The organism is Thalassolituus sp. UBA6592 (assembly GCF_002433655.1).
Classification (GTDB): Bacteria; Pseudomonadota; Gammaproteobacteria; order Pseudomonadales; family Oceanobacteraceae; genus Venatoribacter.
The window spans coordinates 1-12,734 of the sequence record NZ_DJIO01000065.1 but is presented as its reverse complement, the minus strand read 5'-3'; the positions used below and the strand labels follow the sequence as shown (position 1 = coordinate 12,734).

10 protein-coding genes are annotated in these 12,734 nt (G+C 52.2%); 6 read left to right on the top strand and 4 right to left on the bottom strand.

Translation table 11 applies throughout. From position 1 onward, the window contains the following. The first annotated feature begins 80 nt into the window (after window positions 1-80). Window positions 81-710: a TetR/AcrR family transcriptional regulator gene (locus B2Z72_RS05895; RefSeq protein WP_296986265.1), complete on the top strand. Its 630-nt coding sequence runs from the start codon at window positions 81-83 to the stop codon at window positions 708-710. A 1-nt stretch (window position 711) separates the two neighbouring features. On the opposite strand, the gene B2Z72_RS05890 is transcribed toward B2Z72_RS05895, so the two are convergent. Next, on the bottom strand, window positions 712-1,596 hold the full coding sequence (locus B2Z72_RS05890) for a prenyltransferase (protein WP_296986267.1): 885 nt from the start codon (window positions 1,594-1,596) through the stop codon (window positions 712-714). A 204-nt stretch (window positions 1,597-1,800) separates the two neighbouring features. Here B2Z72_RS05890 and B2Z72_RS05885 point away from each other — a divergent pair, with 204 nt between their 5' ends. The 3 genes from B2Z72_RS05885 to B2Z72_RS05875 all read left to right on the top strand — a co-directional run bounded on the left by B2Z72_RS05885 (window position 1,801) and on the right by B2Z72_RS05875 (window position 5,464). After that, window positions 1,801-2,490, top strand: coding sequence for a TetR/AcrR family transcriptional regulator (locus tag B2Z72_RS05885; RefSeq protein ID WP_296986270.1), 690 nt, complete (start codon window positions 1,801-1,803; stop codon window positions 2,488-2,490). Between the two features lie 97 nt (window positions 2,491-2,587). Further along, window positions 2,588-4,294, top strand: a complete 1,707-nt coding sequence (locus B2Z72_RS05880) for an acyl-CoA dehydrogenase family protein (protein WP_297004364.1) — start codon at window positions 2,588-2,590, stop codon at window positions 4,292-4,294. Between the two features lie 276 nt (window positions 4,295-4,570). After that, complete coding sequence (locus B2Z72_RS05875) at window positions 4,571-5,464, top strand: hypothetical protein (RefSeq protein ID WP_296980622.1); 894 nt, start codon at window positions 4,571-4,573, stop codon at window positions 5,462-5,464. A gap of 75 nt (window positions 5,465-5,539) precedes the next feature. On the opposite strand, the gene B2Z72_RS05870 is transcribed toward B2Z72_RS05875, so the two are convergent. The 3 genes from B2Z72_RS05870 to B2Z72_RS05860 all read right to left on the bottom strand — a co-directional run bounded on the left by B2Z72_RS05870 (window position 5,540) and on the right by B2Z72_RS05860 (window position 8,248). Continuing rightward, the gene (locus tag B2Z72_RS05870) at window positions 5,540-6,070 is read right to left on the bottom strand and encodes a hypothetical protein (RefSeq protein WP_296980620.1); all 531 of its coding nucleotides are present in this window, start codon (window positions 6,068-6,070) and stop codon (window positions 5,540-5,542) included. 116 nt (window positions 6,071-6,186) lie between these two features. Continuing rightward, on the bottom strand, window positions 6,187-7,125 hold the full coding sequence (locus B2Z72_RS05865) for a S1/P1 nuclease (protein ID WP_296980618.1): 939 nt from the start codon (window positions 7,123-7,125) through the stop codon (window positions 6,187-6,189). Between the two features lie 172 nt (window positions 7,126-7,297). Beyond that, on the bottom strand, window positions 7,298-8,248 hold the full coding sequence (locus B2Z72_RS05860) for a glycine betaine ABC transporter substrate-binding protein (RefSeq protein WP_296980616.1): 951 nt from the start codon (window positions 8,246-8,248) through the stop codon (window positions 7,298-7,300). Window positions 8,249-8,505: 257 nt separating this feature from the next. On the opposite strand from B2Z72_RS05860, the gene B2Z72_RS05855 reads away from it, so the two are divergent. Both B2Z72_RS05855 and acnA read left to right on the top strand, forming a co-directional pair. Then, window positions 8,506-8,907: an MAPEG family protein gene (locus B2Z72_RS05855; RefSeq protein ID WP_296980613.1), complete on the top strand. Its 402-nt coding sequence runs from the start codon at window positions 8,506-8,508 to the stop codon at window positions 8,905-8,907. A gap of 202 nt (window positions 8,908-9,109) precedes the next feature. Next, on the top strand, window positions 9,110-11,857 hold the full coding sequence (gene acnA / locus B2Z72_RS05850) for an aconitate hydratase AcnA (protein WP_297004362.1): 2,748 nt from the start codon (window positions 9,110-9,112) through the stop codon (window positions 11,855-11,857). The last annotated feature ends 877 nt before the right edge of the window (window positions 11,858-12,734 follow it).

Genomic DNA, 12,734 nt, shown 5'->3' with positions numbered 1-12,734 from the left:
ATAGTCGTCTGAGTAATCGGACGAACGGACCCTGTGACTTTACCGGTCAGGGATAGCTGAATTAAAAACAGGAGCAGACGATGTTGCAGCCTCAGCTGACATCCGCCCAGCGACGTATTTATAACGCCGCCATCTATCTGTTCGCCGAAAAAGGCTCCACCCAGGTAACGGTCAGTGAGCTGGCAGACACCGCGGGCGTTGCCCGTGGCACCATTTATAACCACGTCGATTCGGTACAGACATTGTTTGAAGACGTTGCCGTGCATCTGGCCAACGAAATGAACCAGCGTATTCTCAGTGCCCTGCGTCAGCAGCAGGACCCGGCGCTGAAACTGGCCACCGGCGTACGTCATTACATCCGCCGCGCCCACGAAGATCCGGCCTGGGGTAACTTTATCAGCCGCTTTGGCTTCAGCAGCGCTGCGCTGCGTCGTCTTGGTTCCGGTGCTCCGATGCAGATCCTGATGGATGGCGTGCAGACCGGACAATACCGTATCCGTGCGGATCAGCTGTCGGCGGTGATCACCATGATCGGCAGTTCGGTGCTTGGCGCTATTTATCTGGTGCGTGAAGGTTTACGCACCTGGCGCGATGCCGGTACCGATTGTGCGGAACTGCTGCTGCGTGCATTAGGGGTATCGGAAGAGAGAGCGCGGGCACTGGCAACCGCAGAATTACCGCCGTTACCTGAGCCGCGTATTCAGAGCTGATTCAGAACACAATCAGCGTTACACCGAGCAGGGCCGGTGTCAGCAGATTGGCCACCACATTGGCAGCCATAAACTGCGGATGCTGGCCAATATCAGCGCCATTAAGCACCGCGCCCCGCCAGGCAATCACGCCGGGAATCAGACCGGCCAGAGCCAGCAGAGACCACAGCGGAAAGCTGCCCAGAGCCACGCCGATGACAATCGTCAGTGCCGTGGCCAGCAGGTTCAGAGCAAATACCAGCGTGCTGTTCTTCACGCCATAAGCGATCGGAAAATGACGGCGGCCGCCGGCGCGGTCGGCTTCAATATCCGGATACTGATTCAGCAACAGCAGATTATTCACCAGAAAAAACGGCACCAGAGCCGCCAGCCACAAAGTCGCACTGTCGGAGGCGCCCAGCGCATAACCTGTGCCGGCAACCATCGCCAGACCAAAACCAAAGCCCGGTGCGATCAGACACAGCCAGGGGCTGCGGTTAATCGGGCGCGTATACGCGATGATAATAACTACTCCGGCCAACCCCAGCGGCAGCAGGCCATATTCGCCCTGAAACAGAAAATAAAAACCGGTGAGAATGGTGATGGCCAGCGTCACAATGCCCAGCATCAGCACGCCACCGGCTTCCTGCGGATGCTGCGGCAGACCACCACTGCCGCCACTGAACGGTGTACGCTGAGTGTGCAGGTCGATACCGCTGCGGAAGTCCAGATACTCATTCAGCGCATTGACGCTGATGTGCGCACACATAGCCCCCAGCAGTACCAGCAGCAGGTCAGTGAGCTGCACCGCAATGCCCTGCTCAACCACAGCGCCAACGCCGGCGAGCACGCACATCGGGGTAAGAATCAGAAACGGTCCACGGGCGGACTGAATAACGGCTTGCATGCTGGATTCCTTTCTTGGCAAAGATGACTCAATGGATTTTAAACCAAGCTTAAAGAGGGGATATGACAGGTGTCTAGCGATAACGTCAGCTTGATTGCCGATGCGCACAAAGCGGGTCCGAGTAATGGCCGCGGAATTGCCCTTGAGATAAAAAATGAATCGTGATTCACTTGTTTGTATCTGATTACTTTGTGTGCTGATGATATGGTCTACCGCGAGACAGAACATACCCGGGCAAAGAAGTCCCAGACCCGCGAACGCCTGCTGAAAGCGGCCCGTGATCTGGTGGCCGAATCCGGCTTTGCTGCGGCCACTGCGGTGGCGGTTGCCTCACGCTCCGGCGTAGCTGCCGGCAGTATTTATCGCCATTTCGCCAATAAATCCGAGCTGGTGGCGGAGGTGTTCCGCTACGCCACTGAGCATGAAGTCGCTAATGTGCTGACTGCCAGCGCGCCGTTAAGTGATGACGAAGCCTGTGCTAAACGACTGTCCCGCGCCGTCACGGTATTTGCCCGGCGGGCATTGCAGGGGCCAAAACTGGCATACGCCCTGATCGCTGAGCCGGTCGACCCAAGGGTTGAACAGGAGCGTCTTAAGTATCGTCTGGCCTATGCCGAAATTTTTGAAGATCTGATCGACGAAGGCATGCAGCGTGGTGAGTTTGCTCTGCAGGATGCCAGCATCAGTGCGGCGGCGCTGGTTGGCCTGTTGTCTGAAGCATTAGTCGGTCCGCTGTCGACCCAGCGTGGAGCCTGTATTGCTGAATATGGTGACGACGCTCAGAGTGACAGCGATATTTGTGATGGCAAGAAAACCGACGAGCAGCAGGCACAGCTGGTCAGACAGTTAACTGCATTGTGCATGCGTGCACTGGGGACTGCGGTGACTGTTTAGTCATAAAGCATTCAGTCATAAAACATTCAGTCGTAAAGCATGCGACCTTTAAAAATAAAAAGTGAATAACGATAACTAAAAAAATCAGGAGGCGGTAATGAACAAACACACAGAATTTACAGCGCTGGATTATCAACAGTTTGACTGCCAGCAGCATAAAACACAGGCAGAAACCCATCCGGTTTTTAACCAGCCAACGGCGCTGGAAAACTTTAACACCTACCTCAGCGATACCGCGCTGCAATACTGGGTAAAAGCCTACAGCGGGGATTGGGCGGAAGAGCAGTTAATTGCATATGGCGAACGCTGTGGTGGTGATCTGATCGAAGCCGGTTTTCAGGCCAACGAAAATAAACCGGAGTTTTATCCCCACGACCGCTTTGGTAAGCGCATTGATCTGGCGAAATTTCATCCGGCTTATCATGAGTTAATGCGTACGGCGATCGAAGCCGATATGCATTCGCTGCCATGGAAAAGCGATAAAAAAGGCGCCCATGTTGCCCGCGCCGGAATGGTCTATCAGCACATGAATGCCGATGCTGGTTCCGGTTGCCCACTGACCATGACCTTTGCCGCTGTTCCGGCGTTACAGCACGCGCCAGAAGTAGCAAAAGAATGGCTGCCGAAAATTATGGCGCCTGTGTATGACGAACGTAACGTCCCTTACTTCGATAAGAAAGGCGTGACCATCGGCATGGCCATGACGGAAAAACAGGGCGGTTCTGATGTGCGCGCCAATACCACCCGGGCCTATCCTCTGAATGAAAAAACCGGCAATGGCGGTGAATACGAAATCGTTGGCCACAAGTGGTTCTGCTCTGCGCCTATGTGTGATGCGTTTTTAATGCTGGCGCATACAGAAAAAGGTCTGAGTTGTTTTCTGCTACCGCGCTGGCGTCCGGACGGCAGCAAAAACCAGATGTACGTTCAGCGCCTGAAAAATAAACTCGGCAACGTGTCTAACGCATCGTCAGAAGTTGAATATCGCGGTGCCTTTGCCTGGATGGTGGGGGAAGAAGGTAAAGGTGTACGCACCATTATCGAAATGGTGTCCATGACCCGCTTCGACTGCATGATCGGTTCATCAGCTTTAATGCGCGGCGCACTGGCCCAGGCAATGCACCATACGTCCGGGCGTGCAGCCTTCGGAAAAAATCTGCACCAGCAGCCACTGATGCAGAATGTGCTGGCGGATCTGGCCATTGAAAGTGAAGCGGCACTGGCCATTACCATGCGTGTTGGTCACGCGCTGGATAATCTTAACGATGAACAGGAAAACTTATTCGCGCGTTTGGCCACCGCCGTCGGTAAATACTGGATCTGCAAACGCGCCCCACATTTTGCCTATGAGGCGATGGAGTGTATTGGCGGTGTTGGCTACGTAGAAGATAACATTCTGCCGCGTATTTACCGCGAAGCGCCGGTTAATGCTATTTGGGAAGGCTCCGGCAATGTACAGTGTCTGGATGTGCTGCGCGCCATGAGCAAAGAGCCAAAAGTCGTTGACGCTTTCTTTAACGAACTGAAAAAAGGCTGTGGTAAATACCCGCAATACGATCAGTTTCTGCAGGATCTGCAGGGCGAGTTCAGCGATATAAGCACGCTGGAATATCGCTCCCGCACCGTGGTGGATAAACTTGCTGTCGGTTTGCAGGCCAGTGTGCTGATTCAGCACGGTGACGCTCTGATTGCCGATGCCTTCATCCGTTCGCGGATCGCCCGCAATGGTGCCTTTAACTACGGTACGCTGGAAAGCGGAATCGATTGTGAAGCGATTATGGCAAGAGCATTGCCTAAGGTGTAAATCACATCTCTGATGTCACGCTGATCGAGCAATCATAATCAGCGATAAAGCATTAACATCGTATTAACAGGGATTTTGTTTTTTATTACATTATGATGCAGGCAGATAAATACTGCCTGTATCCGCTGATATTTAAATCTTTAATGAGTCGCTGTAATTAATCCGCCGATTATTGACCGGAATGGGAGTATTACGGCCAATCGTAACAGACTTGTTCAGATTAATGATCAATTATTTTGCTATCGTTCGTGAAATTTCTCAGCGACGGTACTTAATATGTTCTTGCGCAGTCACCTGATGACGTCAGGTAAATTCCTGTTACCAACCACCTGCATGCTTCTGGCAGCCCCGGTCACTTTTGCCGCACCACCGTCCGGCACGCTGAGTTACACCTACTTTTCATCCGCCGATTTTGAAGACGGTGACGGTAAAGTAAAACAGCAGGATATCCGTCTGACGGTACCAGCAGGCACTTTTGGTTCCCCTGAAGACAGCATGTTTCTGATGCAAGTAAACGTGGCTGAACGTCAGTTTAAGGTGGAAGATACCGGCTTTATGGATCAGACACTGCGTGTATATGATATTTCTATGCCACTGCGTTTCCGTCAGCAACTGGCCAGTGGTGACAGCTTTTCATTTGGTGCAAATCCATCCATCCGCTCATCTCTGGACGATATTCAGAGTGAAGACTTTACCTTCAGTACCTTTGGTCAATACACCTGGGATGCCGGTAATCACAACTACAGCCTGGGTCTGATGTATGGCCGTCTGCTGGGCGCCGACCGTCTGATTCCGATTGGTGGCTACAGCTACAAAGGTGTATCCAATCTGGAAGTTACACTGGGCTTTCCGGCTACAGGAGTGCGTTACTTCCCGGAAAAAACCTACAGTTATTTTGCTGGCCTGTTCCCTTACGGTGGCAGCTGGCACGTGTATGACGATGGCCACAGCAACCGTGATTACTACTTACGCCAGACCGGTTTCCGTGTTGGTGCGGGTATAACCTTTGATGTTGGTGGACCATTTGAAATGCAGCTGGAAGCGGGCCGTCAGGTTGGTCAGCGTCTGGAAATTGACGACAGCCATGGTTTTGATACCGATATCGAGCACAAATACGATATTGATGATTCGTCCTATGTGGGCGTGTCGTTTAATCTGAAGGCGTTGTAATCGATTTGCTTTAAGCAATAAAAAACCGGCATTTGCCGGTTTTTTATTGCCACTCTATTCACCCAAGCGAATAACTCAGTCAGCAATCGCCTGTGTTGTTGCCGCCGGTACGTTTTCTTCCGGCTCTGCAATTTCTGGTGCTGTAGTTTCTGGCGCTGTAGTTTCTGGCGCTGCCGATGCTGCTTCAGTCACAGGCATTGCAGCTGCTTCAGTTTCTGCGCTGCTGGTCATCTCAGCTTCACTGACAGTCTCAACAGATTCTGATTCCTGCGTTGTCGGAGCGGCAACCGATTCGTCGATGGTCTGTTGCATATCGTCGCTGATAGCGGTGGTGCATTCCCAGCCCCAGCCCTGCTGTTTTTCGACGAAGGCTGCGGCTTTTTCTTCACAGTAACCGGCGACGTTGGTTGCACTCCACAATGTCTGGGTGCCGGCATCTTTGCTGTAGTGAACTTCGCAGGGCAGTACGCCCTCGCCGGTATAAACCACTTCAATAACGCGGGTCTGATCCGCGTGGGTGCAGGTGCTGACCATGCCGGCCTGAGCTGCAGGGGCAGCCAATAAAATTGCGGCGGTTGCCGCACTGGTGAACATCAATGTTTTCATTGTTTTTCCTTCTGCTTACGTTGTCTGTTGAGAGCGACGATTCATCTGAAGTCCGGATGCCTGGGCTTCATATCCGGTGAACCTGTATGTCACTGAACCCGGATGCCGGTAAAGGTTCAATCTGCCTGTGCACGGGCTGTGACCTGTGTCGCAATTGCATCCAATTCGGCTGCAAGGCGGCTGCCCGCCAGCTGCAGACGCTGTTCCAGCGCAGGTGCAAGCATAGCCTGATACTGGTCGCCGATTTCTTTTTGCTGCTTGTTTTTGCGCTGTTGATAGTCGAGATAAATCCGCCGTGTGAGCAGCAGAGATTCTGTTGCCCACTCCGCTGTTGTGCCCTGTAGCCTGTCGTCGCTGACGGGGTGCTGCTGCCAGTCGTTAATCAGCTGACTGACGCTGTACATGCCAAGTAATTCGCCATCCCACAGCCGATGCAGATTAGTCCACTCACCATTAAATTTAATTTTTGCACGATTGCCGCCACGATCATCGGCGTAGCTGACATGCAGTGGCTGGTGCAGATCGGTTACAAAATGACTGAAAAATAATAACGCCTGCCAGGGCTCAAGTTCGTCTGTGCGGTATTGCCGGTTCAGCCCGCTGATTTCTGCTCCAGTCTGGGCTGAAGTTGGGGTTGGGGTTGAGGTTAAGGTTGAAGGCGAGGGCGAGGACGCCTGCAGCAGCCGTTGTTTCATAGCCTCAATGGCCGTTAAAACACAGCCTTTGCGCGAGCAGTCCTGCTCTGACACCTTAACAGCATTTTCATCGACATTGACGTAATGCCAGGGGCCGGTATCTTTAAAGCGCGATTCATCCCGTGCCTTATCCGGCCATGGGCAGGCAGCGTTAAAACGTTTGAAGGGGCTGTCTCTTAATGTGTCTTTAAGCCACTGGCGGGTTTGTGGTTGGGCCAGCTGCCAGGCCAGTTCACAGGCAGCGATATGCGCACGGACTTCAAAAGCCCGGGCCTGGGGGGCGCTCAGAACAGCCAGCTGAAAGATCAGCATCAGCGCCAGAGAGTAACGGACACAAAGTCGTTGCATAGGTCGTTGCATAGGACGGTACCGCCTGCGGAATTTCCTTATTGTCCGCTTATGCTGCCCGTGTTTGCCCGGATACTCAATGCTATTACGCTGCCACTGTTCATCCATTTTGTGGGAGTAGTGGCAGACGGAATAATAAGGTGTTGGCAGAAGTTGGTGAACAAAAGCCGCTGGCGTAAACGGCTCAGTCGTTCATGCTCAGTTTCATACCATCAATCAGACCATCAATATCCGGCGTCTTACCGTTCAGGTCGGTGATACCATCCAGCCAGACTTTGACCTGCTGTGGATTTTTATGCATCCACATGCGCACTGCACGATCCACCGGCACAAAGCCATTGGTGGTCTGATCCATAATGGCTTCTTCCATTGGGGCGGTGAATTTCAGGTTGCTGAAAAACCGTTTCAGGTTGGAGCACTGATCAACAAACTCCCGTCGTGCCGTGGTGTTCACCGTGGCATGACCATAATCCGGACCAAAGTAATCATCGCCACCGGCAAGGTAACGGATATCGTAATTCAGGTTCATCGGATGTGGTGCCCAGCCGAGGATGACCACGGCTTCCTGACGCCGGCTGCGGCCGCGCAACTGCGCCAGCATCAGTCGTTCCGATGTTTCAATCAGCTTAAAATCCTTCAGACCAAAAGAATTTTTCTCAATCATATCCTGAATAGCGGCGTTACCACTGCTGCCCTTTTCAAGACCATAAATGCGGCTTTCCAGTTGCGCGTCAAAGCGTGCAATATCGGCGAAGCTCTGCAGGCCCTGTTCGTACAGATACGTCGGCACTGCCAATGTCCAGCGTGCGTTCTGCAGGTTGTCGTTAATCAGTACGACTTTGTCGTCAGCAAAATAGGGGCGGGCAATAGTACTCATCGCCGGAGTCCAGTAGCCCAGAAAAACATCAATCTGGTTGTCTGCCATGCTGGCGAATATCTCCGGTGTAGCCGGTTGTTCGTTGAGGTTGACGTTATAGCCAAGGCGCAGCAACAGTTGTTCGGCAATGCCATTGGCAACGTGCAGGTCGGTCCAGTCGACCACGCCGATATTCACGGTATGGCAGGCGTCAGGAGAGGGGGATGCCTGAGTGTTCAGTGCCAGAATCAGTAACAATCCGGTCAGAAAAATCTTCATAGCTGCTCCGCTGTTAACGAATAATCAAATCGCCAGTGTATGCAGCGCAGACTAAGTGAACACTTCCCCGGAATAGGCACTCAATTTTAGGTATTAATACTTATGTAAATACCTAAAAGAAAGAAAAAGGCGTTAAATTCAGGGTAAAAGGTATCTGTGTAAGCCGGACTTTTTAATCATCTTTTCATTCCGTTGTTTTTTCGTACAGCGTCAGTGTGTATCCTCCGTAAGTATTAACCATCACTCAGGAGTTATCTATGTTTCCCGTCAGCGGAATTTATGTCGCATTATCCGCATTGCTGATGTTGGTATTAGCCTATCGGGTCGTCAGTTCCCGTTTAAAAAACAATGTCGGTATTCATGATGGCGGTCTGCCGCAGCTTGCCGTTGCTATCCGTACCCACGCTAACCTGCTGGAACATGCGCTGCCGGTTCTGCTGCTGTTAATGGTGGCTGAGGCCAATGGTGCGCCAGTCTGGCTGCTGCATGGTTGCGGCATCGTATTTCTTCTTGCCCGCCTGCTGCATGCCTGGGGCTTTACCATCAGTGAAGGTGGCACCCATTCCGGTCGTGTGTACGGCACCATGGTTACCTGGCTGGTGATGCTGGTTCTGATCGTAACCGTTCTGGTTCGTTCTGTGGCTCTGCTGGGCGCCTGATAAGCGCTTGATGAGAGCAGCGGCAAAGCATGCGTATTAATACTGATTCATCAGTGTAATAGTGCGTTCGCCACATGGAATGAACTAAGCCCGCAACGGCCTTGTCGGTAATGCAGTACTTAAAAAGTATTACCAGCAGGGCCGGATGCAGGCTGACTGTCTCCGCTCTGTCGGTTAATCAACCGAGATAAGGAGATGAGTTATGTCCGGGAAGAATGACAGTCGCTCCAAAGACAGCTTCCACAGCCGAAGCACGTTATCCACAGGCGGTAAGTCCACCGCGTATTACAGCCTGCCAAAAGCCGCCGAAAGCATCGGCAACATCCAGCGTTTACCGCGCTCTCTTAAAGTCTTACTGGAAAATCTGCTGCGCCACGAAGATGGCGTAACCGTTACCGCAGACGATATTCAGGGTTTGGCCGACTGGCTGAAAACCCGATCTTCCGACCGTGAAATCCAATACCGTCCGGCGCGGGTATTAATGCAGGATTTTACCGGCGTACCCGCCGTGGTCGATCTCGCTGCCATGCGCGATGCGGTGGTGAAAGCTGGTGGCGACCCTGAGCAGATTAACCCGCTGTCTCCGGTGGATCTGGTCATCGACCACTCAGTGATGATCGATGAATTCGGTTCCTCCCACGCCTTTGATGACAACGTGAAAAAAGAAATGGAACGTAACGGCGAGCGTTACGAGTTTCTGCGCTGGGGTCAGAAAGCGTTTGATAATTTCAGCGTGGTGCCGCCGGGCACAGGTATCTGCCACCAGGTAAACCTTGAGTATCTGGGGCAGGTCGTCTGGCAGGGTAAAGAGGGTGATGCCGATGTGCTCTACCCGGATACCTTAGTGGGTACAGACTCACACACCACCATGATTAACGCCCTCGGTATTCTCGGCTGGGGTGTCGGCGGTATTGAAGCCGAAGCCGCCATGCTCGGTCAGCCGGTTTCTATGCTGGTGCCGGAAGTGGTGGGCTTTAAATTTGAAGGCAGCCTGCCGGCCGGTGTTACCGCCACCGACCTGGTGCTGCGCGTAACCGAAATGCTGCGCCAGAAAGGTGTGGTCGGTAAATTCGTTGAATTCTATGGCCCGGGTCTGAGCCAGTTAGCACTTGCTGACCGTGCAACCATCGCCAATATGGCACCGGAATATGGGGCAACCTGTGGTTTCTTCCCGGTGGATAACGAAACCCTGAATTATCTGCGCCTGTCCGGCCGTGATGATGCCGTGATTCAGCGTGTGGAAGATTACTGCAAAGCTCAGGGCTTATGGCACGATCCGGCGGAAGAAGAACCCGCTTTCACCGACAGCCTGACGCTGGATCTGAGCACAGTCGAACCTGCACTGGCCGGTCCGCGTCGTCCGCAGGACCGTGTACCTCTGGCTAAAGTCAAAGACGCATTCCACGATCTGTTAGCACTGCAGTTGGTGCCACAGAACAATGAAGAATCCCGTCTCGAAAGCGAGGGTGGTGCTCAGGCTGAAGACAGCGGCGCCAGCTTTGAACTGAACGGCGAAACTCACGACCTGCCGCAGGGCGCGGTGGTGATTGCCGCGATTACTTCCTGTACCAACACCTCCAACCCGGGCGTGATGATGGCCGCTGGTCTGCTGGCGAAAAACGCCGTGGAAAAAGGTCTGGTCACCAAACCCTGGGTAAAAACCTCACTGGCCCCAGGTTCTAAAGTCGTGACCGACTACCTGACCGCAGCTGGCCTGATGCCGTATCTGGAAAAACTCGGTTTCTATCTGAGTGGCTACGGCTGTACCACCTGTATCGGTAACTCAGGCCCACTGCCGGAACCGATCAGCAAAGCCATTGCCGAGCACGATCTGACCGTGTCCGCAGTGCTGTCCGGTAACCGTAACTTTGAAGGCCGTATTCACCCACTGGTACGGGCAAACTGGTTATCTTCGCCGCCGTTAGTTGTCGCTTACGCACTGGCCGGTAAAACCACCATGGACCTTGAAGCTGAACCTCTGGGTCTGAACGACAAGGGTGAGCCGGTGTATCTGAAAGACGTATGGCCCGATAGTGAGCAGATAAAAGCCGCTGTGGCCCAGGTCAGCAGCGATATGTACCGCAGCCGTTACGCCGATGTATTTACCGGTGACGAACACTGGCGCAGCATCGCCGTGGCCGATAGCGAGACTTACCAATGGCGTGAGGATTCCACCTACGTGCGTAATCCACCGTACTTCACCGCCATCGATCAGCCGCTGCCAGCACTGAGCAATATCGAAAACGCCCGGGCACTGGCCGTGTTTGGTGATTCCATTACTACCGACCATATTTCACCGGCGGGTAATATCAAACCGGAATCACCGGCGGGTATTTACCTGCAGCAGCAGGGCGTTAAAGCGCAGGACTTTAACTCCTACGGTTCACGCCGGGGTAATCACGAAGTCATGATGCGCGGTACCTTCGCCAACATCCGTATCCGCAACCGTCTGCTCAACGGTGAAGAAGGTGGTAACACCATCTATTTTCCGACTGGAGACAAAGTCGCGATTTACGATGCGGCGATGAAATACCAGCAAAGTAATACACCACTGGTGGTACTGGCCGGTAAAGAATATGGCACCGGCTCCAGCCGTGACTGGGCAGCCAAAGGTACCCAACTGCTGGGCGTTAAAGCTGTGATCGCAGAAAGCTTTGAACGTATTCACCGTTCAAATTTGGTGGGCTTCGGCGTGCTGCCACTGCAGTTTGCCGACGGCGAAAGCATCGACTCACTGGGCCTGAAAGGTGATGAAATATTCAGCATTAAAGGCATCAGCGACGAGCTCAAACCGCATCAGCAACTTGAAGTTGAAGCTGAGAAAAGCGACGGCAGCAAAGTGACCTTTAAAGCACTGTGCCGTATCGACACACTCAACGAGTTGGAATACTTCCGCAACGGCGGCATCCTGCACTACGTGCTGCGTCGTATGCTGGGATCAGCAGCCTGAGCAGTGAGCTTTGCTGAATTGCGTTAAATAAAAACGTCGCTTCAGATTAAAGCGGTGCTTTAAACATATGTCTCTCCTGGTGAGAGACTTAGCGCAGAAACCCCGGCTGTGAAAGCAGCCGGGGTTTTCCTGTTGACTACTTGCCTGGTGCAGTAATGCCGCAGAGGAAATTTGAGAGGGCTAGTGGTAGGTTGGCAAGCTGTCATACCTTATGAGCAACTAATAAAATTGACCCGTTGAATAGTCTATTAGTCCCATTATCGTCTGGATGACATCTATGAGCTGGTTTTAAGATCGAAGTTTGGGTTTAAGTGAAGTTCGTGATAGGCATTCGGATCGTGAGTAGAAGGCTGTTGGTAGTCTGTATTGATGGTATTATTTATAGCGTGTGTGGTCTTAATGGAAGGAAGGCTTTAGTGATCAGTTGGAAGACAAAATGTTATATTGATAACAATTAATAATATCATCTGATTTGAGTGGCTTTTGATACACTATGTTGCAAGGGAAACAATGAATGAATGGATTTGGTAAAAGAGGGTCTTCTATATATCAGCAGAGGGGATGGCGAAGACACTTGCGATCAGTCCAAAGGGTTAAATCTTTTAAGCGACTTAAGCATGTAAGGAAATTCGGACCTATTTCCATAGATGGAAGAGAAAAACGAAAGCAGAATACTGGCTACTTTATCAACTGTTTTCGAAAGTTTAGGTCAGGTATTTATAATGAAAAAGGAGGTAAAAGGTCACAGCTGATTATCCCAAAGGATTTCTGTTTTATAGAGAACCCAGAAAAATCCTTAGAGAGTATTTGGGAAGCTGTTGAGGGATGTCTTGATTACAGACGTAAAGTCATAAATTGAATTAGTTCAGACCTGATC